The organism is Bradyrhizobium sp. Bra64, from assembly GCF_024519875.1.
Classification (GTDB): domain Bacteria; phylum Pseudomonadota; class Alphaproteobacteria; order Rhizobiales; family Xanthobacteraceae; genus Bradyrhizobium; species Bradyrhizobium japonicum_G.
The window spans coordinates 420,711-443,661 of the sequence record NZ_JALJRD010000001.1; the positions used below are offsets into that span (position 1 = coordinate 420,711).

20 protein-coding genes and 2 pseudogenes are annotated in these 22,951 nt (G+C 64.5%); 10 read left to right on the top strand and 12 right to left on the bottom strand.

The genetic code is table 11. The features are described from left to right. The first annotated feature begins 89 nt into the window (after positions 1 to 89). Positions 90 to 1,310 carry an OpgC domain-containing protein gene (locus NR187_RS01940; protein ID WP_256805597.1) on the top strand — a complete coding sequence of 407 codons (1,221 nt, stop codon included), beginning with the start codon at positions 90 to 92 and terminating at the stop codon, positions 1,308 to 1,310. Between the two features lie 32 nt (positions 1,311 to 1,342). Beyond that, on the top strand, positions 1,343 to 1,831 hold the full coding sequence (locus tag NR187_RS01945; protein WP_211381985.1) for a DUF2059 domain-containing protein: 489 nt from the start codon (positions 1,343 to 1,345) through the stop codon (positions 1,829 to 1,831). Positions 1,832 to 1,840: 9 nt separating this feature from the next. On the opposite strand, the gene NR187_RS01950 is transcribed toward NR187_RS01945, so the two are convergent. The 7 genes and pseudogenes from NR187_RS01950 to NR187_RS01980 all read right to left on the bottom strand — a co-directional run. Further along, positions 1,841 to 3,337, bottom strand: a complete 1,497-nt coding sequence (locus NR187_RS01950; RefSeq protein WP_211381986.1) for a sugar ABC transporter ATP-binding protein — start codon at positions 3,335 to 3,337, stop codon at positions 1,841 to 1,843. Beyond that, the gene (locus NR187_RS01955) at positions 3,334 to 4,431 is read right to left on the bottom strand and encodes a hypothetical protein (RefSeq protein ID WP_256805598.1); all 1,098 of its coding nucleotides are present in this window, start codon (positions 4,429 to 4,431) and stop codon (positions 3,334 to 3,336) included. The genes NR187_RS01950 and NR187_RS01955 overlap by 4 nt, the downstream gene beginning before the upstream one ends. After that, the gene (locus NR187_RS01960; protein WP_211381988.1) at positions 4,428 to 6,551 is read right to left on the bottom strand and encodes an SMP-30/gluconolactonase/LRE family protein; all 2,124 of its coding nucleotides are present in this window, start codon (positions 6,549 to 6,551) and stop codon (positions 4,428 to 4,430) included. Before NR187_RS01960 ends, NR187_RS01955 begins: the two co-directional genes overlap by 4 nt. 77 nt (positions 6,552 to 6,628) lie before the next feature. Continuing rightward, positions 6,629 to 7,645, bottom strand: a complete 1,017-nt coding sequence (locus NR187_RS01965; RefSeq protein ID WP_256805599.1) for a sugar ABC transporter substrate-binding protein — start codon at positions 7,643 to 7,645, stop codon at positions 6,629 to 6,631. Between the two features lie 40 nt (positions 7,646 to 7,685). After that, positions 7,686 to 8,657, bottom strand: a complete 972-nt coding sequence (locus NR187_RS01970) for an ABC transporter permease (RefSeq protein ID WP_211381990.1) — start codon at positions 8,655 to 8,657, stop codon at positions 7,686 to 7,688. Between the two features lie 19 nt (positions 8,658 to 8,676). Beyond that, positions 8,677 to 9,429, bottom strand: coding sequence for a TetR/AcrR family transcriptional regulator (locus NR187_RS01975; RefSeq protein WP_211381991.1), 753 nt, complete (start codon positions 9,427 to 9,429; stop codon positions 8,677 to 8,679). A gap of 215 nt (positions 9,430 to 9,644) precedes the next feature. Beyond that, positions 9,645 to 10,372 (bottom strand): annotated as a pseudogene (locus NR187_RS01980) (ABC transporter substrate-binding protein); the annotation flags it as partial. A 247-nt stretch (positions 10,373 to 10,619) separates the two neighbouring features. On the opposite strand from NR187_RS01980, the gene NR187_RS01985 reads away from it, so the two are divergent. Both NR187_RS01985 and NR187_RS01990 read left to right on the top strand, forming a co-directional pair. Then, positions 10,620 to 12,233, top strand: coding sequence for an acyl-CoA synthetase (locus tag NR187_RS01985; RefSeq protein ID WP_211381992.1), 1,614 nt, complete (start codon positions 10,620 to 10,622; stop codon positions 12,231 to 12,233). 15 nt (positions 12,234 to 12,248) lie between these two features. Then, positions 12,249 to 13,256 carry an NAD(P)-dependent alcohol dehydrogenase gene (locus NR187_RS01990; RefSeq protein ID WP_256805600.1) on the top strand — a complete coding sequence of 336 codons (1,008 nt, stop codon included), beginning with the start codon at positions 12,249 to 12,251 and terminating at the stop codon, positions 13,254 to 13,256. 17 nt (positions 13,257 to 13,273) lie between these two features. On the opposite strand, the pseudogene NR187_RS34865 reads toward NR187_RS01990, so the two are convergent. Next, a pseudogene (locus tag NR187_RS34865) lies at positions 13,274 to 13,813 on the bottom strand (MFS transporter). A gap of 143 nt (positions 13,814 to 13,956) precedes the next feature. Here NR187_RS34865 and NR187_RS02000 point away from each other — a divergent pair. From NR187_RS02000 to NR187_RS02015, 4 genes are all read left to right on the top strand, one after another. Next, a complete protein-coding gene (locus NR187_RS02000; protein ID WP_256805602.1) occupies positions 13,957 to 14,760 on the top strand; it encodes an MBL fold metallo-hydrolase in 804 nt (267 codons plus the stop codon). Between the two features lie 152 nt (positions 14,761 to 14,912). After that, positions 14,913 to 15,929, top strand: a complete 1,017-nt coding sequence (locus tag NR187_RS02005; protein WP_211381995.1) for an alpha/beta fold hydrolase — start codon at positions 14,913 to 14,915, stop codon at positions 15,927 to 15,929. Between the two features lie 13 nt (positions 15,930 to 15,942). After that, positions 15,943 to 16,890, top strand: a complete 948-nt coding sequence (locus NR187_RS02010) for a fatty acid desaturase (RefSeq protein WP_256805603.1) — start codon at positions 15,943 to 15,945, stop codon at positions 16,888 to 16,890. Positions 16,891 to 17,164: 274 nt separating this feature from the next. Next, positions 17,165 to 18,418, top strand: coding sequence for an EAL domain-containing protein (locus NR187_RS02015; protein WP_256805604.1), 1,254 nt, complete (start codon positions 17,165 to 17,167; stop codon positions 18,416 to 18,418). Positions 18,419 to 18,474: 56 nt separating this feature from the next. Here NR187_RS02015 and NR187_RS02020 read toward each other — a convergent pair whose 3' ends face one another. After that, positions 18,475 to 18,708, bottom strand: coding sequence for a hypothetical protein (locus NR187_RS02020; RefSeq protein WP_211381998.1), 234 nt, complete (start codon positions 18,706 to 18,708; stop codon positions 18,475 to 18,477). 138 nt (positions 18,709 to 18,846) lie between these two features. Then, on the bottom strand, positions 18,847 to 19,827 hold the full coding sequence (locus NR187_RS02025; RefSeq protein ID WP_256805605.1) for a YafY family protein: 981 nt from the start codon (positions 19,825 to 19,827) through the stop codon (positions 18,847 to 18,849). 99 nt (positions 19,828 to 19,926) lie between these two features. Here NR187_RS02025 and NR187_RS02030 point away from each other — a divergent pair, with 99 nt between their 5' ends. Both NR187_RS02030 and NR187_RS02035 read left to right on the top strand, forming a co-directional pair. Next, positions 19,927 to 20,571: a glutathione S-transferase family protein gene (locus tag NR187_RS02030; RefSeq protein ID WP_211382424.1), complete on the top strand. Its 645-nt coding sequence runs from the start codon at positions 19,927 to 19,929 to the stop codon at positions 20,569 to 20,571. Positions 20,572 to 20,587: 16 nt separating this feature from the next. Next, on the top strand, positions 20,588 to 21,022 hold the full coding sequence (locus NR187_RS02035; protein ID WP_211382000.1) for a DUF6157 family protein: 435 nt from the start codon (positions 20,588 to 20,590) through the stop codon (positions 21,020 to 21,022). Here NR187_RS02035 and NR187_RS02040 read toward each other — a convergent pair whose 3' ends face one another. Further along, the gene (locus NR187_RS02040) at positions 21,023 to 21,808 is read right to left on the bottom strand and encodes an enoyl-CoA hydratase/isomerase family protein (protein ID WP_256805606.1); all 786 of its coding nucleotides are present in this window, start codon (positions 21,806 to 21,808) and stop codon (positions 21,023 to 21,025) included. A 12-nt stretch (positions 21,809 to 21,820) separates the two neighbouring features. After that, the gene (locus tag NR187_RS02045; RefSeq protein WP_256805607.1) at positions 21,821 to 22,930 is read right to left on the bottom strand and encodes a cyclic nucleotide-gated ion channel; all 1,110 of its coding nucleotides are present in this window, start codon (positions 22,928 to 22,930) and stop codon (positions 21,821 to 21,823) included. Positions 22,931 to 22,951 lie beyond the last annotated feature (21 nt).

Genomic DNA, 22,951 nt, shown 5'->3' on the forward strand with positions numbered 1-22,951 from the left:
CACGGCCAGGTGACTTTTGATTCAGTTTTTTTAGCATTCCATTTTGCCGGCGCCGCAACGGCGCGACGCTCACCGAACGAGGCGGGGCCATGATCATACGGGACCAGTCGGCTCTGCTTGCTCCGGTCGAGCGCGATCTGCGGCTCGATCTCTTCCGCGGCATCGGACTGTGGATGATCTTTCTCGACCACATCCCGCACGACGTCGTGGCCTGGCTGACGCTGCGCAATTACGGCTTCAGCGACGCCGCCGAGTTCTTCGTCTTCATCTCCGGCTATCTGGTCGGCTGGATCTACGGGCCGATCGTCGCCGGCGGCTGGTTTCTCGCCGCGCTGAAGCGGCTGTGGCGGCGCGCGGCCGAGATGTACGTCGCCCACATCATGCTGTTCCTGCTGTTCACCGCGCAGATCGCGCGTACGGTCAGGAGGTTCGACAACCCGATGTATGCGGACGAGTTCAACGTTCACAACTTTCTCGACCATCCGGACATCCTGATCGGGCAAGCGCTCTCGCTGCGCTACAAGCCGGTCAATCTCGACGTGCTGCCGCTCTACATCACGCTGGTGTTCGCCTCGCCCTTCATCGTGTGGTGCCTGGTGCGCCGGCCGAACCTGACGCTCGCGGCGTCCGTCGTGCTCCACGCGCTGTCGCGCTGGTTCGACTGGAACCTGGCCTCCTATCCGCCCGGCACGACCTGGTACTTCAACCCGTTCTGCTGGCAACTGATGTTCGTGTTCGCGGCCTGGTGCGGCATCGGCCAGGTCGAGAAGGTCGCCAAATGGGTCTGGTCGAGGACAGTGATGGGGCTGGCCGCGGCGTGGATCGCCTTCGCCCTCCTGATCGTGATGACCTGGCACATCCACGCACTCGAGGCGATGGTCCCGAAATGGATGATCAAGGCGATCTACCCGATCGACAAGACCGACCTCGACATGCTGCGCTTCACGCATTTTCTGGCGCTGGCGATCTGGGTGACCTATTTCGTCCCGCGCCACTGGAAGGCGCTGCATTTGAAATGGCTGCGCCCGGTCATCCTCTGCGGCCAGCATTCGCTGCCGATCTTCTGCCTGGGCGTGTTCCTGTCGTTCTCGGCGCATTGGATCCTGACGCAATACACGAAGGGCGTCTGGGAGCAGCTCGTCGTGTCCTTTGTCGGCATCATGATTCAGATCGGCGCCGCGTGGCTGCTCGACCGCGCCCGCAAGGTGCCGGAGCTGTTTGTGAAGGTGACGGAGGTCGAGGAGCCTGACGAGGTCACGCCGAACAGCGCGACGGCGGCGACCGCCGCCATGGCGCCTGCCAGCCGTTGAAGAAACGCGTCGCCCGCATCGTGGAGAGTTTCATGTCCAAACGTTTGTTGACGATCGCTGGTCTGCTTCTGCTCCTCGCCGGCGGCGCGTCCGCCGAGCCGCCGTCGCCGGAGGCGATGACCGCGGCGCGCAAGCTCGTGGTCACGCTGAGGATCGCGGACCAGTATCGCAACGCGCTTCCGCAACTGCTGCTCAAGCTCAGGCCCGTGGTCGCGCAGGACCGGCCGGAGATCGAGCGCGACTATGACTCGATGACAGCTCCCGGCGCCCAGATTTACGCCCCGTACGTCGCCGCGATGATCGATCAGATCGCCGCCGCTTATGCCGCAACCTTCACCACGGACGAGTTGCGCCAGATCGAGGCGTTCTATGCCCTGCCTGCCGGGCAGAAATATCTGGAGAAGGCGGATGCGCTGGCGCTGGCCAGCGCGCAGATCGGCCAGGACGTCAGCCAGAAGGCCACCGACGAACTGAAGCAGCGCCTCATCGAGGCGCTACGCCAGAAGGGGCGAAAGCCCTGAACAGCCGTTTTAGTGGATGGCGGCGTACATGATCCTCTCCTCCGTCGCGTCCAGCGCGGAGAATTCCTCCACGACCTTGCCCTGGCGCGAGACCAGGATGCGGTCGGAGAGCGCCATGATCTCCGGCAAATAGGACGAGATGACGACGACCGCCTTGCCATCGTCGGCGAGCTGGTTGATCAGCTCGTGGATCTCGACGATGGCGCCGACGTCGACGCCGCGGGTGGGCTCGTCGAAGATGATCAGGTCCGGCTCCTGCACCAGCGATTTGGCGATCACGACCTTCTGCTGATTGCCGCCGGAGAGCTCGACCACCTTGCCGTGGTCGCCGATGGCGCGAACCCTGAGCTTCTCGATCCAGGTCTTGCCCACCGTCTCGGCTTCCCGCCGCGACAGCATCATGCGTCCCCCGGGAAACTTCGACAGCAGGCCGAGATAGATGTTGCGCGCGATCGAGGACGTCTCGAAGAAGCCCTCGACCTTGCGATCTTCGGTGACATAGGCGATGCCGGCCTTGACCGCCGGCGCCGGCACCCGATAGCGCACCGGCTTGTCGTGCAGCAGGATTTCGCCGCCGTGAAAGAAGTCGCGCTTGAGCACGCCTGCGACGATCTTGAACGTCTCGGTGCGGCCCGCGCCGACGAGACCGAACACGCCGGTGATCTGCCCTGCGAAGACCGACAGCGAATTGTTCTTCACCATCGGCGCCATCTTCAAATTCTGCACCGTGAGCACGCGGGCGCCGGCCGGCCGCACGGTGCTCTTCCGCGCGCCGTAGAGTGTATTGGAGAGGTCGCGCCCGACCATGGCCTGCACGATGGCGGCACGGTCGAATTTGGCGGCATCATCGGTCACGACATGCTTGCCGTCGCGCAGGACGGTGATGCGGTCGGCCAGCAACAGGGCCTCTTCGAGGGCGTGCGAGATGAAGACGATCGAGACGCCGCGCTTCTTGAGATCGCGGACGAGGTCGAAGAAGTATTTCTTTTCCTCCGGCGTCAGCGACGCGGTCGGCTCGTCGAAGATGATGACCTTGGCGCGATGCAGGACCGCGCGCGCGATCTCGACCATCTGCTTCTTGGCGGCACCGAGGCCGCCGACGGTCGCAGTCGGCGTGACGTCGAAATTGAGCGATTGCAAAAACTGCTGCGCGGCGATGTAGATGCCGCGCAGGCGGTTGTAGAACCTCTCCTGCCCGAGAAACAGATTCTGCGCCACCGTCATGGTCGGCACCAGGCTGTTCTCCTGGAACACCATGGCGATGCCGAGATTGCGCGCCTCCAGCGGCGTCCGCGGCGCGACGTCCGCGCCATCGACCGTCATGGTGCCCGAGGTCAGCGTCACCACGCCCGCCATCACCTTGGTCAGGGTCGACTTGCCGGCGCCGTTCTCGCCGACCAGCGCGTGGATCTCGCCGCGGCGGAGGTCGAAATCCACCCCGTCGATGGCGGGCACACCGGCGTAGAGTTTCGTGGCCTTGCGCAGCGAGAGTGCGATGTCGCTCATGAGCAAAACTCCTCGGCAAGGCCGGACAGGGACAGTCGCAGCACGCGGCCCGGTCCCTTGGCGATCAGGACGAGATCGCCGCCCAGTTCGACCGCCGCAACGATGCCGTGGTTGACGCCGTCGACCCGGCTGTGCAGCGAATAGAGCGGCTGGCCATCCGCGTTGAGGCGGATGACGAGGCCATAGGACCGCGGCGGCGCCCACGGCTTGATGACACCCATGGTCTTGATGTGCGCGCCCTGCATCGGTTCCTTGAACGAGAGGCCCGAGCGCAGTCGAGGCGCGACCCAGTAGGCCGGATCGATCTCGGCCATCATGCGGCGGCGGTAACCCGGCTCGCGCAGCACGAACTCGATGAGCTGGGTGCGCGCGGTAAAGGCAGTGAGCCAGTAGCCGCCGCCCGCGGCTTTTGTCAGTCGCGACGGATAGACCGGCAGGTGAGCAAGCACGACCTTTGGCGATGCGCCCGGCGTCACCAGAACCAGGCGATGGCGCCAGCTCTCGCTGACCAGCGCGCCGTTGCCATGCGCACACGCGCCGAAGGCGTGGCCGAGCCCCTGCGCGAGAGGCGTCACGACCTTGCTGCCGGGATCCAGCCTGAACACGCGGCCGCTCAGGTTGAGCTCCATCAGGTCGCGCGCCCAGTCGTCGACGCCGCATGTCGCTGAGCCGTCCGTCGCAATCAGCGTGTTGTCGCCCGCCAGCGCGAGCGCGTTGATGGCGTTGAACGCCGTATCGGCGAACGTCACGCCTGGCTGCTCGGCCGACGCGTTTGCGTAGAGATGTACCTCGCGTCCGCCGAGGGCGACGGCGAGGCCGCCGCCGGGAAGGGCACACAGGGCCGAGATCGGCTGCTCGAAGCTCCGGACTTCCGATGCCTGGCCGCCAGTCAGGGACATCAGCCGCTGACCGTCCGCGATGTAGAGGTTGCTTCCATCCGTCGCGAGGTCCTCGGGCGCCTCGCAGGTCAGCAAGGTCTCGGCCGATTCCAGCTTCTGGTTGGGCTTCAGCGCGCCGTCGAAGGACGGCACGGTGATGGTGGCGTCGCCGCGTCCAAGAAAGCGGTTTGCGAACTCCCTGACGGCTGCGATCACGACTGCTTCCCCCACCGCTTGTCGTACTGGACGAAGTTCGGATCGGCATTGTCGAGCTTGTAGCGGCCGATCCGGTTGTTGAGGATGCCGCCGAGATAGAGATAGCCGCGATGCTCGCGCATCGAGGTGATCATCGGATGGTTCTCGCCGCGCAGGTCCCAGAAAGATTCGACGATTTTGCCCTGCTCGTTGAACTTGACCACACAGCCCGTGTTGATGTTGGGAAACAACCATTCGTCGACCGGCACGCGCTTGCCCATGCGGCGGCGGAAGCCGGGCATCTTCCAGGCGAGGTCGAGAGAGGGGCTGCGCATGCCGACCAGTGCCAGCCAGTAATTGCCGTCGGAGGCAAGGTTGATGTTGTCGGGGTAGCCCGGCAGATTGTCCATGACGACCTCGACCTTGCCCTTCTTCGGTCCGGCGAACCAATAGCGCTTGATCGAGCAGCCGAAGGTTTCGGCGAACAGGATCGATTGGCCGTCGCTGGCGACGCAGATGCCGTTGGGGAATTTGAGACCGCGCAACTCGGTGCGGGTCACGCCGGTCTTGGTGTCGTAGGAGATGATGCGGCCGTTGCCGCGCGCCTCGAGGCCGTCGATCGGCCACTCGTCCATCTCGTAACGCACGGTCGCCTCGGAGAAGAAGATCAGACCGTCGTCGGTGATGTCGAGGTCGTCGGCGAGCCGCAGGCGGCTGTCGTCGTTGACCGAGCGCATGCTGCGGTTGGTCTCGTCGGTGGCCTTTTCCACCGTGCCGTCAGGCGTGATGCGATAGAGTCCCATGCCGCCGATGCAGACATAGAGATTGTCCTCGCGGTCGAAGGCCATGCCGAGCGGCTGGCCGCCGATATGGGCGAACACCTCCATCTTCTGATAGTCGGGTGCGAGGAAGCGCATGATGTCGCCGTGACGGGATCCCGCATAGAGGTTGTCGTGGCGATCGAGGATGACGTCCTCCGGCGCCTCGATCCGGCCGAGGCCGATCGACTCGACGTTACGCAGCTTGTCGTTCTGCTCGAACGGGCCGCCTTGCCCGATTTCGGTCGGCGGTGGCGGCGGCAGCGCGTGATAGGTTGGCGCGACATAGACCTTGCTGATGATACGGGTGCGGTTCTTCTGCCAGCGGATATCGACCATGGCCGCGACGAGCAGGATGCCGGCGAGCGCCATCCGGTTGACGCCGCCGCGCGCATTCATGGTCGTCAGGCCGTTGGTGATCAGCAGCACGATCAGAACGCCGACTGCCGATTTTGCGACCGAGCCCTTGCCGCCGCCGAGCGTGATTCCGCCCAGTACCGTAGCCGTCAGCACGATCACCTCGAGCCCGACGCCGATGTCGCCGCCGACGGTGCCGAGCCGGGATGCGAAGAACAGCGCACCGATGCTGGTCAGCACGCCGCTTGCGACATAGCAGAGTGCAATCGTGCGGCGGACGGGAATGCCTGAATTGTACGCCGAACGGCGCGATCCGCCAATCGCCGTGATGTGCCAGCCCGGCCGGAGCCGGGTCATGAAGATATGGCCGACGATGGCGACGACGATATAGACCAGCGCCACGGTCGGAATGCCGAAGACGCTGCCACCGCCGATGAAATCCCAGGATGGGATATCTGGGAAGGCCGATGCGATCGCGTTGGAGTAGCGCTGGATCAGGAGATCGTAGGCCGAGCGGTAGATGATCAGCGTGATCAGCGTGGTGATGAAGGCGCGCAGCCGCAGATATCCGATCAGCACGCCGTTGACGGCGCCGAGCAGCGCACCGCAGAGCAGTGTGGCCGCCACCACCGCCGGGACCGGCCAGTCCAGCACGTCGAGCAGATAAAGCGCGCAGAAATCCGTCAGCGCGAAGATCGATCCGACGGACAGATCGATGCCGCCGACGATGACGACCAGCGCGAGCCCGAGCGCGATGAAGCCGATCTCTCCGGCCTGACGCGCGGTGTCGGCGAGGCTCGCCGGCGACAGGAAATTGTCGATGGATCGGCTGAGCGCGAGGCCGACGATCAGGAGCAGGATGACCGGGATGGCCGTCTCGGTCCATCGCTTGGACAGGATTTCACCGAGCAGATGATCGGGCCAGTAGCGGTAACGCAGGCTTGTCAGGGTGTCGCGCATCGGCATTCCAGAACCTTGCAAGTTTAGGGGCCGCGTCCCGGACGAGCGATCGTCCGGGACGCCTGGGTCTTGCGTCGCGACAGCTATTTCTTGAGGTCGCTGAGGTTCCAGCAGGCGGTCTGGCTGTCGGCGTTCTCCTTGGTGATCGGAATCAGCGTCGTGTATTCCGAGCCCTTGATCGAGCCGGGCTTGACGCCAGACGACAGCAGCCATTTGATCGTGCCCGCCATCTGCGCGGCCTGCGTCGGCACGTCGTAGCTCATGTTGAGATCGAACGCGCCTGATTTCACCAGCTCGCACGCGCCCTTGCGCTCGCCGCCGCCCGACGTCGCCACGAACACCTTGCCGGTGAGGCCGGCTTCCTTGACGGCCGCTGCGGTGCCGATGTCCATGCCGTCCCAGAAGCCGACGATGCCGCAGAGATCGGGATTCTGCTTCAGCACCGTCTGCGTGATCGCCTTGGCCTTGGCGGCGTCCCAATCGGCGGCCTGGCTCGACACCACCTTGATTTCAGGATGCTTGGCGAGCACGTTCTCGACGCCCTTGAGCGTATAGGCGCTCGCGGCCGCCGACAGCGCCCCCTGGATGATCGCGATCTTGTTCGACTTGCCCTCGCAGGCCTTGACCACGGCTTCGGTCTGGCGTTCGCCGATCTCGACCCAGTTGGCGCCAACGAAGGCGGAGCTGCGATAGGCCGAGCCCATGTTGATCTGGATGACGTAGATGCCCTCGTTCTCCGCGCGCTGCAGCAGCTTCGCATAGGTCTGCACGTCGGGATTATGGACCACCATCACCGCCGGCTTCTCCGAGATCAGCGACGTGACGGCTTGTGCGCCGGCATTGGTGTTCCAGTTGGCATCGCGGATCACGAACTTGACGCCGAACGGCTCGAGCTCCTTCTTCAATCCGGCATACCAGCCCTCGGTGAGGTCGAAGTTCATGGCGACCGGAACATAGGCGACAGTCTTGCCGGCCAGTGCCTCCTTGAACGGCTTCTGGAACGGCTCGTCCAAGCCCTGCTGGGCGAGGGCCGGTGCAGTCATGGCCGCAAGGCCCAGTGCGGCAAGGATGGCCTTGGTCGGGCTTCCGAAATGCTTCATTGCTTCCTCCTTGGTTGTGGTTGTCGTTGTTGTCGTTGGTTCAGATGTCGCCCTGTTGTGCGGTTTCTTCGTTGCGTGGATTCAGGAAGGAATCCGTGATGACGGCGAGCAGCAGGACCACGCCCTTGATCAGGTTCTGGCCGGCATAGGAGATGTCCATGATGGTCATGCCGTTGAGCATCGTGCCGATCACGAGCGTGCCGATGACGACGTTCAGCACGCCGCCGCGTCCGCCGGATAGCCCGATGCCGCCGAGCACCACGACCAGGATGACATCGTAGATCAGTGTCGAGTTGAAGACGCGGGTCGGCATCGAATTGACGGAAGCCGCCATCACGAGGCCGGCAAAGCAGCCAATCAGGGCGGTGATCACATATTGCAGGACGATGATCGGGCGGGCCGGGATGCCGGTCACGCGTGCGGCGTAGGGGTTGTCGCCGATCGCGTAGATATAGGCACCCCAGCGCGTCTTGCGCAGCAGGAACGCGACCACGATGCAGGCGATCGCGAACATCCAGATCGACGTCGGAATGCCGAGAACGGTGCCCTGTCCGAGCCGCTCGAAGCCGTCCATACCGGGACTCCACTGCACGACGTCGAGCTGGAACAGCGCAGCCTGCCCGAGACCGGCGAGGAGCAGGCCGGTTGCGAGCGTCGCAAACAGCGAGGGGACTTCGGCGTATGCGATCAGCCAGCCATTGACGAGACCGAAGGCGATCGTGAGCAGTACGGCGGTCAGCAGCGAAGCCGGCAGCGAGTGACCGTTCTGCACCATCTGCAAGACCAGCCCCGGCGGCACCGCCAGCGCTGCGATCAACGAGATGTCGATGCCGCGCCCGATCACGACGATCGCCATGGCAAGGCCGAGGATGCCCAGCACCGCGACGTTCTGGAGCAGCGTCAGCATGTTGTCTGCGGTCAGAAAGCCGCGCAGGAAGATCGAAAACACCAGAAACAGCAGCGCGAAGACGGCGAAGACGATCTCTTGCTGATTGAACCGGAAACGCTTCATCGTTTGGCCCTTCCTGGGACTATGGGTGCGCCATCTGCTTTGGCCTCGCACGTGCCCTGGCGGACGTGCGTCCGTTCGTGCGGTTGCCATTCGACAAGGCGGCGCTCAGGAGGTTGCCGACTCCATCGATGTAGCCGTCGATCGACGTGCCGCGCTTGCGATACTTGGCGCGTTTGACGTACCAGTCCTGGAGCAGCGGCTTGATCAATGACGCCGTGAGCTTGACATGGTCGATCGTGAAGGCGCCGCTGGCGACGCCCTGCCTGAGGACGTCGGCGATGATCTTCTCCGTCATGGCTTCCATGTCGATCGCACGCTGGCGTTCCGCTGGCGGAAAGGACTTCGCCTCCATGAAAGCGAAGACGAACCAGGGCTGCATCGCCTCGCTCATGCGGATGTGGGTCGCGATGATCCAGTCGAGGTGCTTGTGGGCGTCGTCCCTGACGTCGTCGGGGGGCGCTGTCAGCACCTCGGTCGTCGTTGCCGCGACTTCGTCGAGGATCATCGACAGGAGCCTGGGCTTGCTGTCGATATACGTATAGAGGCCGCCCATGCTCAGCCCGGAGGCTTCCGCGAGCTGGCGCAGCGTCGTGGCGTGAAAGCCCTGCTTGTTGGAGAGCGTGAGGGTTGCACCGATGATGCGCGCGAGATTTGCGACGGCGAGACGTGGCTTCTGGACGCGGATGGAGTCGCGATGACGCTCCAGAATGCGCGTGCACAGCGCTTCCGTCGAGAACGCGTTCGTCCAAGGTCGTCGGCGCGCGAGATTCACGCTGCCTCCCTAAATTTCTTCCCGGATCTTGTGGCGATGTTGTTGATCCAGGCGTGGGCTTTACACCCTTGTCGTCATTCCTAGCGCAGAGAGCAGCCATCGGGAAAGGGGGCGGACCAGAATTTTCTGAGAGAGCGCTCGCTCGTTTTTCCGTGCGATGCAATGTCGTGGACCCGCCCTGTCACGGAAGGCAGGTCCACAATGTGTGCAAAGCGTTACTTCACCAGTGGGCAGCCGCCGTCCTTCAGCGGCCGGACAGCCTGGTCGGCGGGGACTTCGGCGAGCAGCTTTTAATAATCCCGCGGACCCTTGGATTCCTCGGGCTTCTTGACCTGAAACAGGTACATGCTGTGCACCATCCGGCCATCATCGCGGAGTGTGCCGTTGTCGGTGAAGGCGTCCTTCACCGGCAGCTCGCGCGTCTTCGCCATCACCGTCTTGGTATCCTTGGTGCCGGTGGCCTGCACGGCTTTCAGATAGTGCAGCGCCGCGCTGTAGGTTGCGGCCTGGTTCATCGTAGGCATGCGCTTGACGCGCTCCAGAAAGCGCTTGCCGAAGCCGCGCGTCTTGTCGTTGAGGTCCCAGTAATAGGCCTCGGTGATGATCAGCCCCTGCGCGAGCTTCAGCCCGAGGCTGTGCACGTCGGAGATGAACATCACGATGGCCGCGAGGTTCTGGCCGCCGGCGACGATGCCGAACTCGCCGGCTTGCTTGATCGCATTGATGGTATCGCCGCCGTTGGCGAGCCCGATGATCTTGGCTCTGGAGGCCTGGGCCTGCAGCAGGAAGGAGGAAGGAGGAAGGAGGAAGGAGGAAGGAGGAAGGAGGAGAAGTCCGCGGTATTGAGCGGATGCTTGACGCTGCCGAGCACCTTGCCGCCCGCGGCCTTCACGACATCGCTGGTGTCGCGCTCGAGCGAATGGCCGAACACGTAGTCGGCGGTAGCCCGGCCGCAAAGGCGGCGCGCGCGATCCGATACATGACATTTCCCCCAATATTTATAGTTGGCGCGCCAGCCTAAAGTTGCCGCGGCGAGGATGCAATTCTTGCGTCATGACGCCAGCGCGCAGGAATTTGACGCAGCCGACAGCGCCGACTACGCTTCGCGCAACTCGAAAAGCGATGGAAGAGCCTGGCGGACGTTAGGGCTCGGAACGTCGCGTAAATTGCAGATCTTGAGGGGAATGGAAATGTCGAACGACACCGCAGCCACCATATCCAAAGCGCGCGAGCATTCCATCGGCGATCTCTTGCGTCGATCGGCGGGCCGCGAGCCGAACAAGCTCGCGGTGAGCTGCGGCAATATCAGCTGGACCTTTGCGGAGATGGACGCGATCTGCAACCGGCTGGGCCGCGGCCTGCTCGCTCTCGGCGTCAAGAAGGGCGACCGCATGGCCGTGCTCTCGCGCAATTCGCACGCTTTCGCCGCGTTGCGCTTCGCGCTGGCGCGGATCGGCGCGGTGCTGGTGCCGATCAACTTCATGCTCAATCCGGACGAGATCAATTTCATCCTGAAAAGCTCCGGAGCCAAGCTGCTCGCGACGGGGCCGGATTTCGTCGAGCCCGCACGCGCCGCAAGCGCGAGGGATTGCGCGGTCGAGAAGATCATCTGGCTGCCGGGCGAGGATCCCGCCACGGCGCCGTCGGGCCTGACCACTTTCGATGATCTTCTTGCCGCCGACGGCTCGTTCCTGGAAGCGTCCGTCGACAGCCGCGACCTCGCGCAGATCGTCTACACCAGCGGCACGGAGTCGCTGCCCAAGGGCGCGATGCTGACCCATGAAGCCGTGATGTGGCAGTACGTCAGCTGCATCATCGACGGCGGCATGAGCGTGGACGACAAGTTTCTGCACGCGCTGCCGCTCTATCATTGCGCGCAGCTCGACGTCTTTCTGGGGCCGCAGATCTATCTCGGCGCCTCCGGCGTCATCACGGGCAAGCCGACCGCCGACAACATTTTGGCGCTGATCCAGGCCCACAAGATCACCTCCTTCTTCGCGCCGCCGACGATCTGGATCGCGATGCTGCGCTCGCCGAATTTCGACAAGACCGATCTGTCGACGCTTCAGAAGGGCTATTACGGCGCCTCGATCATGCCGGTGGAGGTGCTGCTCGAACTGCAGCGCCGGCTGCCCGACGTCAAATTCTGGAACTTCTACGGCCAGACCGAGATCGCGCCGCTCGCGACCGTGCTGCGGCCGGAGGATCAGCTGCGCAAGGCCGGCTCGGCCGGCAAGCCCGTGCTCAATGTCGAGACGCGCGTGGTCAACACGGCGATGGAGGACGTGAAGGTGGGCGAGGTCGGCGAGATCGTGCACCGCTCGCCGCATCTGCTGTCCGGCTATTATAACGATCCCGTGAAGACCGCGGCCGCGTTCACCGGGGGCTGGTTTCATTCCGGCGACCTCGCCACGGTCGATGACGAGGGCCACATCACCGTGGTCGACCGCGTCAAGGACATGATCAAGACCGGCGGCGAGAATGTCGCGAGCCGCGAGGTCGAGGAGATGGTCTATCGCATTCCCGCCGTGTCGGAGGTCGCCGTCGTCGGTCTGCCCGATCCGCGCTGGATCGAGGCGGTGACCGCGATCGTCGTGGTCAAGAGCGGCGAGAGGCTCGACGAAGAGTCCGTCATCAGGCACTGCGCCGGCCAGATGGCGCATTTCAAGGTGCCCAAGCGGGTCATCTTCGTCGACGCGCTGCCCAAGAACCCGAGCGGCAAGCTGCTCAAGCGCGAGCTGCGCCAGCGGTTCGTCGGCGGCGAGACGCTCGACAAGGCGGTCCAGAAGAGCTTCGGCACCTGAGACGGAGCATTTGCCATGAAAGCCTGGCAGGTCGCGCGCGACTGGTCGATCGAGGGGATGGAGTTGGCCGATCTGCCCGAGCCCGCGCCCGGCCCCGGCCAGGTCGCGGTGCGGATGAAGGCGGCATCACTGAACTATCGCGATCTGCTCACGGTGCAGGGCAAGGGTGGAGTCACCAGATTGCCGCTGATCCCGTTCTCGGATGGTGCCGGCGAGGTGATCGCGGTCGGCGAGGGCGTTGCTCGCGTCGTGGTCGGTGATCGCGTCTGTCCGATGTTCTTCCAGTCCTGGATCGACGGGAAGGTCTCGGCGACCAGTCGCCGCTACGCGCTCGGCGGCACGCGGCCGGGTGTGTTGCAGGCGGTCATGCTGCTCGACGCCGAAGGGGTCAGCCGCATCCCTTCGCATCTTTCGTTCCAGGAGGCTGCGACGCTGCCTTGCGCGGGGCTTACGGCATGGCGCGCGCTGTTCGAGGAAGCCAATGTGAAGCCCGGCGACATCGTGCTGGTGCAGGGCACCGGCGGTGTATCGATCTTCGCGCTGCAATTCGCAAAGCTCGCCGGCGCAAGTGTGATCGTGACCTCGTCGAGCGACGAGAAGCTCGAACGCGCCCGCGCGCTCGGGGCTGACCACACCATCAACTACCGCTCGGTTCCGGAATGGGGCAAGGCGGCCTCGGACTGGACCGGCGGCGGCGTCGACCACGTTGTCGAGGTCGGCGGCAAGGACACCTTTGCGCAGTCGCTCGAGTCTGTCAGGGTCGGCGGGACCATTCTCGTGATCGGCGTGCTCTCCGGGTTCTCGCAGCAGATCGCGATCCCGAGCCTGTTCTCCAAGAATTTGCACGTCATCGGCCTCTCCGTCGGAAGCCGCCGCATGTTCGAGGGCATGACCGCCGCGATCGGGCGCAACGGGATGAAGCCAGTGATCGACCGCGTGTTCGGCTTCGATGCCGTGCCCGACGCACTGCGGCTGATGCAGCGGGGCGGACACTTCGGCAAGATCGTGGTGGAGTTCTCCTAGGAGCACGCAATGACGGTCTAATACTTCTTCACGTGCGTCCCGAACGCCAGCCACAGCGCCATCGACGCCAGCCCAAATCCGCCGAGCAGCAGGAAGGTCGGTCCGTATCCGATCCATTGCGCGATCCAGCCGCCGAGCGCGGACTAAGGCTCGCGCCGACGCCTTGCACAGTAACCACTGCGCCCTGGCCGAGATTGATGCGGCCGGTGCCATTGGGGGAGCGCGCGACCATGCCGGGGACGGCTACCGTCTGCAGGCCGGTGCCGATGCCGTCGAGCACCTGCATCGGCTCGACGCCCCACCATCCCGTGACGAAGAAGGCGAGCACGCCACAGCCGCTTGTTGCGGCTGGAATCGATGAAGCCGCCGATCGGCGTCGTGACCAGCATGCCCGCGACATTGCCGATCGTCATGGCGGTGCCGATCAATCCGCTCGCCCAGCCGCGCTCCTGAAGGAACACGCCGACGAACGGTCCGATGCCCGACTGCATGTCGGCCATGAAGAAGTTGACTGCGTACAGGGGCCAGAGACTGGGTGATGAAGGGCGCGATGTCATCGAGACGTTGAAAATGCTCCTGTCGATCAAATGGGTCTCGCGCCACGCGCAGACTGCCAGCCCATTGTGCCGGCGCTGATCGGAATCTAACCTGCCCTCATCGCGTTGGTTCCGACCGTATTTGCAACAGCTGGATGACGACCATGCCTCTGTGGACCTGCGAAACCTGCGGCGCGCAATTCCCGGACAGCGGAAATCCGCCCGCGTCCTGTCCGATCTGCGAGGACGAACGGCAGTTCGTCGGCTGGAACGGCCAGACCTTCATCACGCGCGAGACGCTCTCGGAACGTCACCGCGTGCTCTGGCGCGAGGATCTCGGCCTGTCCGGCATCGCGCTCGAGCCCAGCTTCGCCATCGGCCAGCGGGCGCTGCTGGTGCCGCTGGGAGGCGGCTGCGTCATGTGGGACTGCGTGCCGCTGGCGACACCGGAGGCGATCGCGCAGGTCCGCTCGCTCGGCGGGCTGAAAGCGATCGCGATCTCGCATCCACATTATTATGGTGCGCTCGCCGACTGGAGCGATGCCTTCGGCGGCGTGCCGGTCTACCTGCATGCGGACGACCGCGAATGGGTGACGCGTCCGCATTCATCGATCGTGCACTGGACCGGCGATCAGCATCGGATCTCGGACGATGTGCAGTTGCTGCGCACCGGCGGGCACTTTCCCGGCGCGACCATGCTGCATTGGTCGCGCGGCGCGGATGGCAGGGGCGCGCTGCTCACCGGCGATATCGCGCAGGTGACGATGGACCGCCGCTTCGTCAGCTTCATGTACTCCTATCCGAACTACATGCCGCTGAACGCCGCCGCCGTGCGACGGATTGCGGCTGCCGTCGAGCCGCTGGTCTTCGATCGCATCTATGGTGCCTGGTGGGGCCGCAACGTCGCGGCCGGCGCCAAGGCGGCATTCGCGGCGTCTGTCGCACGCTATCTGGCTGCCATCGCCTGAGCCGGTGCGATCGAATTCTTCTTGCCGGCCGTTAATAAATGGACTAAAAGTACAGTTATTAAGCGTGACGCAACGACGCGTCCGCGAGATCGGCACGATCGATGCATCGTCGGTTCGGCGGCGCGCTGTGCGGCCGCGTGGGAGTTGAACGCATGACGGCGGAGCGCGACTACGAGATTTTCGAGGCCGGAGACGTCACGCTCCAGTCCGGCGTCGTCTTTCCCGCGCTGAGCCTCGCCTACAAGAGCTACGGCACGTTGAACCCGAACAAGGACAACGTCATCCTCTATCCGACCTCGTTCAGCGCGCAGCACATCGATACCGAGTGGCTGATCGGGCCCGCCGGCGTGCTCGACCCCACCCGCTACTTCATCATCATCCCGAACCTGTTCGGCAATGGCCTGTCGTCCTCGCCGTCGAATACCGCCGAACCGTTTCCGCAAGTCACCTGTCACGACGCCATCGCGGTTCAGCACATGCTGCTCACCGAGCGGTTCGGTATCTCGAAGCTCGCCCTCGTTTATGGCTGGTCGATGGGAGCAATGCAGGCGTATCACTGGGCGGCGCTGCATCCCGACATGGTCGAGCGTGCCGCGGTCGTCTGCGGCAGCGCGCGGTGCGCGCCCTATAATTACGTCTTCCTCGAAAGCGTGAAGGGCGCGCTGACCGGCGATCCGGCCTTCCGCGACGGCCGCTTCGTCGAGAAGCCCGTCGCAGGCTATCGCGCCATGGGACGCGTTTACGCAGGTTGGGCGATGTCGCACGGCTTTTACCGCGACGAGGTCTGGCGCGAGGCAGGCTTCACCTCGCTGGAGGACTATCTCGTCCGTGCCTGGGACGCGGCGTTCGCGCGGCGTGACGCCAATGATCTGCTGGCGCAGATCGGCATCTGGCAGAACGGCGATATCAGCCGCTGCACGGCATTCGGCGGCGATTTCGATCGGGCGCTGGCCGCGATCAAGGCGCACATGCTGCTGATGCCGGGCGCGACCGATCGCTATTTCGACGTCCGCGACAACGAGGACGAACTCGGACGTCTCGTCAACGCCAGGTCGGCTGTGCTCCATCCCATTCCGTCACTGCACGGCCACCGGGCCGGCAACCCTGTCAACATTCCGCGCGATCAGGCCTTCATCAAGGCCGAGGTCGCGGAGCTTCTCGGCAAATAGGCGGGCATCGATCATGACCGACGCAACCGTTTCAGAGTCCGGCCATCGCCTGAAGCCGCTGAGCCCGGCAATGCTGCGCGAATTGTCGGTACGCTCCGATCTCAGGGGCGCCGCGCAGAGCCTTGGCCATTACGGCGTGATCCTGCTGGTCGGCGGGCTGATCTGGATGGTCGCCTCACGTCATGGCGTCCTGTGGGCGTTGCCGCTGATGGCTGTGCAGGGCTATGTCGTCGCCTTCCTGTTCATGGCGGTGCACGAGACGGCGCACAAGACGGCGTTCAGGAGCCGCGGCCTCAATCTCGCGGTCGGCTATCTCTCGGCCTTCATCATCGGATTGCCCTACGAATATTACTGCCTGTTTCACTGGGACCATCACCGCTACACCCAGGATCCGGAGAAGGACCCGGAGCTCATCGTCGGCGTCAGGCCGACATCCGACGCGCAACTCGCGATTGCCTATAGCGGCCTGCTCCAGGTTGCCGGCCGCCTCCGGCTGATGCTCGGCCATGCCGTCAGCGGCAAGGTCGTCGTGCCCTGGATTCCCGAGAACCGGCGCGCCATCATCGTGACCGAGGCGCGGGTCTATGTCGCGCTCTATGCGCTGCTGCTCGTGTTGTCGCTGTGGTTCGCCTCAGCGCTGCTGCTCTGGGTCTGGATCGTGCCGCTGATCATCGGGCAGTTCTTCCTGCGGCCCTATCTGTACGCCGAGCACACCGGCTGCGAGCGGACCCGCAGCGCTTTCCAGAACACCCGTACCACCTATACCGCCGCGATCGTCAAATGGTTGGCGTGGAACATGCCCTACCATGTCGAGCATCACGCCTATCCCTCGATCCCGTTTCACGCGCTGCCGAAGCTGAACGGGATCGTCGACGGCGAGATCGTCCATCGCGGCCGCGGCTACCTCAGAACGACGCGCGAAACCTGGGCCTGGTTTCGCAGGCAGCGGCAGGCTAGCTAGCAGCGCGGCCTCTCGCCAACGCCTTTTGCCGGCTTCCGATAGGAAGCTTTACCGCGGGTTCATCGCGCCCGCAGTTCGGGCGGGTCATTCCGATACCGTCTGGTCGATGGCTCCAGAATATTCAATATAATCAGCCGTTTGTAAGCCACAGAATCGTGGCTAATGAATTCTTCCAGATCGGGAAAGTTTTAGGAGTCTTGTATTCACGAGCCCGCGAAGCCCGTCGTTCTAATGTCGAAAGCATCAACGCAGCCGATGTCTGGAGTGATGGGTCATGAGCGCAACGAGAAGCCGCCTTCTGGTGGTTGACGACGATCTGGTGCAACGGGTTCTGATCGGCAAGATCGGGGCGAAACTCGGCTACGAGACCGTCGTCGCTTCCTCTTACGAGGCCGCAACCGAGCTTCTGGCGCGCGAAGCCTTCGAAATCATGGTCCTCGACCTGTCGCTCGGCGAACGCGACGGAGTGGAGCTGCTGCGTTTCGTGGCCGAGAAGAATTTCCGCGCGATGTCGATCGTCATCATCAGTGGCTGCGATGACCGCATCATGAAGGCGGCACGGCGGGTTACGAGCGCGTTGAAGCTGACGCTTGGCGGATGCCTGACCAAGCCGCTAGATCTAAGCCGCCTGCGCAGCGCGCTCGAACGGCCGCGGCGGTCGCCGCTGGCCGCGACGTCGGCCTCGCCGTCGCTCCTGGTCACACCGGAGAGAATTGCGCGAGGCCTCGCCGACCACGAGTTCTTCGTCGAATTCCAGCCGAAGATCGCGCTCCAGACCGGACGGGTCATAGGCGCCGAGGCGCTCGCGCGCTGGCGCACGGACGAGTTTGGCATCGTCTCGCCACTGGTCTTCATTCCAATCGCCGAGGGCGCCGGCCTCATGCGCGGGCTGACCGACTGCATCCTGTCCTCGGCGATGTCGCAGGGCCGTAAGCTGATCGAGCTCAATCCCGGTCTTACCATCGCCGTCAACATCTCGGGCTCGCTCATGTCGGATCTGACATTGCCTGACCGGATCGAGGGGACTCTGCGCCGCGAAAACGTCCCTCCGGCGTCGCTGATCGTGGAGATCACCGAGACCACGGCGATGGCCGACGTCGATCGCGCCAATGACATTCTGGTGCGGCTGCGGATCAAGAAGATCGGTACGGCGATCGACGATTTCGGCACCGGCTATTCGTCGCTCGCGGCCCTGGCGCGGCTGCCGTTCAGCGAGCTGAAGATCGATCAGTCCTTCATCAAGGGCTGCGAATCCGATGACGACATGATGAAGATCGTCGATGCCTCCGTCGCACTTGCAAGGGCGTTCAACATGAAGGTCGTGGCCGAGGGCGTCGAAAGCCAGGAAGCGCTCGAGGCCATACGCCGGATCGGTTGTGATGTCGCCCAGGGATTCTTCTTCGCCCCCTCGCTGCGGCGATCGCGCGCGGAACAATGGATATCGCAGCGCAATTCGCTTGCCGACGATCAGGCCGGATCGGTGACGCTGCAGCGCGGCGTGCCGGCGGCGAGAGCCCTGGCGTACTGAGACGACGAGCCCCGGTCGCGAAGCGACCGGGGCTGCGCCAGCCGATGCAGGCGTGTTCAGTAGATCCCGTACGCGCAGACGTTCACGACGCGGACGCGCAGGCCGTGGCGGGTCTGGACGACGCGCTCCTGGTAGCAATTGTTGACGCCGGTGTTGACATAGACGCCGCCGAAGCCCCAGCCGGGACCCCAGTGATGGTGGAAGCCGTGAGCGGACGCGGCGGTGGGCGCGAGAGCGGCAACGCCGAGCGAGCCGGCAGCGATCAGACCAAGTGCAAGCTTGCGAAACATCTTCATTCTCCAGTGTGGCGCAAAGGCCGTTGTTGTGTCCCTGCTTCTCGGTCGGACCGAAGCGCGAATGCGTTCACGGCGCGGACCGAGAATCGTGTTTCAGGACTGTTTCGTCGGCTGCGGCGAAATACGCCGATATCAGGCTTTACGCGCCGCGCGATACCGCGCGGCCATGGCCTGCGTCATCTCCGCCATCTTCTCGCGGAGGTCGGCGGGCGCCAGCACGTCGGCCTCGGGCCCGAGCCGCAGCAATTCGGCCGCCGCATGCCATGACGTCTTGCCGGTCGGCACTCTGGCGATGCGCCAGCCATCCGCGTCGGCCGTCTCTTCAAGCTGCGTGCGCGCCCTGACGTAAGGCTGGCTCAGCGCATCGAGCAGCTTGACGCCGAACGGTGACAACCGGACGACCGCGACATTGGGATGCATCTCGGCCTCGAGACGCAGCGTTGCGTCGCGCCAATAAGCGGCGAGATCGAAATTGGCGGGACGGTCGAAGCGATCGTCGAGCGCGGTGCAGTCGAGCACGCGCGCGACGCGATAGGTGCGCACGCTGCCGTCGACTTGCCCTGCGAGATACCAGCTGCCGCCCTTCAGCACGAGCCCGAGCGGCGCGACGCGGCGCTGCTTCTGCGCGCGCCAGCTCTGGTAGCGGATCTTGATCAGCGTTCCGCGCAGAGCCGCGCCGGCAATCGTGCGCAGATGCTTTGGTTGCTCCGCCTCGCCGAACCATCCGGGCGCGTCCAGATGAAAACGCTCCTGCATCCGCCCGGCGTCTTCGCGCAGATTTGCGGGCAGCGCGGCCATCAGCTTGTTCTGCGCAGCGATCATTGCCGCGTCGAGCCCGAGCGCCGCCGCCGGTCCCGGCAATCCCGTGAGGAACAGCGCCTCCGCCTCGCTCTGCGACAGTCCGTTCAGCCGCACGCGATAGCCGTCGAGCAGGCGATAGCCGCCCTCTGCACCGCGGTCGGCGTAAACAGGGACACCGGATGCCGCGAGCGCATCGATGTCGCGATAGATCGTGCGCACCGAGACTTCGCAGGCCTCGGCCAATTCGGGCGCGGTGACCTGCCCCTTGGCCTGCAGGGTGGTGAGGATCGACATCATCCGGTTCGCGCGCATGATCCCTTAAACCATACCTGACACAAGATGTCAGGTATGGTCCGCTACAACCGCCATCGCCAGCCGGCCAGATGGAGACCTGCCATGACCAGACCTGCCATGACCGATCCGAACCGCATCACGCTGTATTATTCACCCCAAACCCGCGCCACCGGCACGCGGGTGCTGCTGGAGGAGCTGGGCGCGCCCTACGATCTCCAAATCCTCAACATGAAGGCCGGCGAGCAGCGCGAGGACGCCTATCTCGCCATCAATCCGCTCGGCAAGGTGCCGGCGATCCGCCACCGCGGGGCGCTGGTGACCGAGCAGGTCGCGATCACCATCTATCTCGCCGATTTGTTTCCGCAGGCCGGGCTGACGCCCGCTCTGAACGATCCGCTGCGCGGTCCTTACCTGCGCTGGATCGCCTATTACGGCGCCTCGTTCGAGCCGGCCCTGATCGACAAGTTCATGCAACGCGAGCCGGCGCCGATCACGCAGTCGCCTTATGCCGATTACGACATCATGTTGGGCGCGCTCGAAGCGCAGCTGTCGAACGGGCCGTATCTGCTCGGCGAGCGCATGACGGCGGCGGATGTCCTGTGGGGTGTCGCGTTCAGCTGGACGATGATGTTCGGGATCGTGCCGAAAAAGGACGTCTTCGTCCGCTATGCCGAGCGCATGACGTCGCGGCCGGCTTTCCAGCGGATCACTGCGGCCGACGCCGAGATGGCCGCGCGGCATGCCGCAGCGGCAGTCGGATGAACGATCTGGATTGCGGATGACGAAGCCGATGCACACGACCAACTGCTTCAACACCTTCATCCGGGTCGCTGAAGACTGTCCCGCGCGTGCCGGCGAGGAACCGCCGCTGCGCGCGGGAAAGCCGACCGTGGCCGGCCTGCAATACGAGATGATCGCCAAGGCACCCTACAAGCACACGTCCGACGACGTGATCTTCGCGACGTCCGCGCCGGGACGCGAGCTCGATGTGAGGGCGACGAAGGCGGAGAAGCGTGCGGCACGTGAAGCGTTCTTCTCCCGGGGGCAGGCGTGCATGAGAGCGTCGAGCCTGGGCAAGCGCTTCGGCTGGGGCGTTCATGCCGACAGTGAGGGCCGGATCGCGATTTACGCCGTCGACAGTAAACGCTACCAGGCGCTCGTCCGCGATCCCAAGCTCACGCAGGTGCGCGCGATGCGGTCGAAGCGGGCGTGATCAGAACTTTGGCTCCCGCTTCTCCGCGAACGCCTTGATGCCTTCCTTGATCTCGTCACCGCGCATGCTGTCGCGGTGGCGCTGGTCGGCGGCTTGCTCATCGAGCTCGCCGCGGGCGAATTCGTTGATCGCCCGCTTCATGCCGCGCATCGCCTGCGGCGCATTGCCGGCGAGGACGCCGGCGAGCCTGTCGACTTCCTCGTCGAGAATCTCCTCCGGCACCATGGCGGTGAGATAGCCGATCCGCAGCATCTCCGGCGCGGTGATCTTCTGTGCCGTGAGAAACAGCTTCTTGGCATTGTCGACGCCGAGCCGCGTCACGTAACGCTTGATGCCGCTCCTGTAGTAATGCAGCCCGAGCCGCGCCGCCGGCATGAACATTTCGGCGGTGTCGATGCCGATGCGGAAATCGCAGGCAAGCGCAAGGTCGGTCGAGCCGCCATAGACGCCGCCATTGAGCCGGCAGATCGTGGGCACGCCGAGATCCTCCAGCCGGTTGACCACGACCTCGAACGCCGAGCCCGCGCTCTGCTGCTCGCTCGCGCTGACCGCGCGCTCGGCGACGGAGTTGAGATCATAGCCCGCCGAGAAGGCACGGCCGGTTCCGGTCAGCACCAGCACGCGGAGATCGGGATCGGCCTCGACCCGGTCGAACAATATTATCAGTTCGCCGAGATCTTCAGCCTGGAGCCGGTTGAGATGTTTGGGCCTGTTGAGGCGGATGGTGGCGCGTGCGCCGATGATTTCGAACACGGGGCCGGAGGCCGCCTCGGCGGTATCAGACATTCTCGTCTCCGTTTATTTGTTTTCGAGCGTGCGGCGCCTGGCTTCCGCATCGATGGTCTCGGCGAGATCAGGATGACGCGCCATCAGCATGCGGAAATCGACCAGGTCGAGCACCAGAAGCCGCGACACCTTGGTGGTCGAGACGTTGGCACCGCGCAGATTGTTGCCGAGCAGCGCCATCTCGCCGAAGAACGCGCCGTCGCCGAGCCGTACCTTCTTGCCGGGCAGGTCGACCTCGACCTCGCCGGCGGCGATGAAATACATGCAGTCGCCCTGCGCGCCCTTGCGGATGATCATGGTGCGCGCCGGCAGCTCCATGGTGCGCAGCATGTGGGTGACGTCGGCAATGGCCGCCGGCCCAAGCGCTGCGAAGAATGGCACCTTGCTGACGGATTCCCAGGTCTTCAGGAAATTGTCGCGCCGCGTTTCTGCCGCGAACCCGGTTGCCAGGATGCCGGTCCAGAGGCCGAACACGCCGAGGCCGGAGATCATCACCAGCGCCGCCACCATGCGGCCCAGCGGCGTCACCGGCACGACGTCGCCATAGCCCGTCGTCGTCAGAGTTACGACGGCCCACCACAGCGCGGCGGGGACGCTGCCAAACGTCTGCGGCTGCACGTCCCGCTCGAGGAAATATTCGGCGACCGAGGCCAGGAAGACCACCATCAGGAAGATCACGAGCACGCTGACCAGCGGCCCCGATTCCAGAACCAGTACGCGGCGAAGCTGCCGCAGGCCCGGGATGCCCGGCACCACCTTCAGCACCCAGAGAACGCTGAGCAGCCACGCCGTCCCGGGATCGGCGCCGAGCATCAGCGCGACCGGCACGGCCAGCGCCCCGACAGTATCGACCAGTCCGGCGGAGGAGGACATGTAGAGCGCAAGGCGCCCCGTTCGCGCCATGTGCCGCAGCCGCACCAGCCATTCGAACACGAAGTAGACGAGGCAGGCCCACAGCAGGGTATCCACCCAGCGGTGCGCGGTCTCGTAGGCTGGGCCAACCGTCAGCAGCACCATGCCGAGCACGCCGCCGGCGACGGCCACATAGGCCGCCTTGGTCATGTTGCGGCCGGCCGTGGCGGCCGCGAACTGGGCCAGAGCGGAGATCAGCGGCTTGGACATGCGGGAAGGCGGCTCGGTTTC

Excerpts from the sequence above, each read along its gene's own strand:
- NR187_RS01940 (WP_256805597.1), top strand. The coding sequence starts at position 90 with ATGATCATACGGGACCAGTCGGCTCTGCTTGCTCCGGTCGAGCGCGAT.
- NR187_RS01945 (WP_211381985.1), top strand. The coding sequence starts at position 1,343 with ATGTCCAAACGTTTGTTGACGATCGCTGGTCTGCTTCTGCTCCTCGCC.
- NR187_RS01950 (WP_211381986.1), bottom strand. The coding sequence starts at position 3,337 with ATGAGCGACATCGCACTCTCGCTGCGCAAGGCCACGAAACTCTACGCC.
- NR187_RS01960 (WP_211381988.1), bottom strand. The coding sequence starts at position 6,551 with ATGCCGATGCGCGACACCCTGACAAGCCTGCGTTACCGCTACTGGCCC.
- NR187_RS01965 (WP_256805599.1), bottom strand. The coding sequence starts at position 7,645 with ATGAAGCATTTCGGAAGCCCGACCAAGGCCATCCTTGCCGCACTGGGC.
- NR187_RS01970 (WP_211381990.1), bottom strand. The coding sequence starts at position 8,657 with ATGAAGCGTTTCCGGTTCAATCAGCAAGAGATCGTCTTCGCCGTCTTC.
- NR187_RS01985 (WP_211381992.1), top strand. The coding sequence starts at position 10,620 with ATGTCGAACGACACCGCAGCCACCATATCCAAAGCGCGCGAGCATTCC.
- NR187_RS01990 (WP_256805600.1), top strand. The coding sequence starts at position 12,249 with ATGAAAGCCTGGCAGGTCGCGCGCGACTGGTCGATCGAGGGGATGGAG.
- NR187_RS02000 (WP_256805602.1), top strand. The coding sequence starts at position 13,957 with ATGCCTCTGTGGACCTGCGAAACCTGCGGCGCGCAATTCCCGGACAGC.
- NR187_RS02005 (WP_211381995.1), top strand. The coding sequence starts at position 14,913 with ATGACGGCGGAGCGCGACTACGAGATTTTCGAGGCCGGAGACGTCACG.
- NR187_RS02010 (WP_256805603.1), top strand. The coding sequence starts at position 15,943 with ATGACCGACGCAACCGTTTCAGAGTCCGGCCATCGCCTGAAGCCGCTG.
- NR187_RS02015 (WP_256805604.1), top strand. The coding sequence starts at position 17,165 with ATGAGCGCAACGAGAAGCCGCCTTCTGGTGGTTGACGACGATCTGGTG.
- NR187_RS02020 (WP_211381998.1), bottom strand. The coding sequence starts at position 18,708 with ATGTTTCGCAAGCTTGCACTTGGTCTGATCGCTGCCGGCTCGCTCGGC.
- NR187_RS02025 (WP_256805605.1), bottom strand. The coding sequence starts at position 19,827 with ATGCGCGCGAACCGGATGATGTCGATCCTCACCACCCTGCAGGCCAAG.
- NR187_RS02030 (WP_211382424.1), top strand. The coding sequence starts at position 19,927 with ATGACCGATCCGAACCGCATCACGCTGTATTATTCACCCCAAACCCGC.
- NR187_RS02035 (WP_211382000.1), top strand. The coding sequence starts at position 20,588 with ATGACGAAGCCGATGCACACGACCAACTGCTTCAACACCTTCATCCGG.
- NR187_RS02040 (WP_256805606.1), bottom strand. The coding sequence starts at position 21,808 with ATGTCTGATACCGCCGAGGCGGCCTCCGGCCCCGTGTTCGAAATCATC.
- NR187_RS02045 (WP_256805607.1), bottom strand. The coding sequence starts at position 22,930 with ATGTCCAAGCCGCTGATCTCCGCTCTGGCCCAGTTCGCGGCCGCCACG.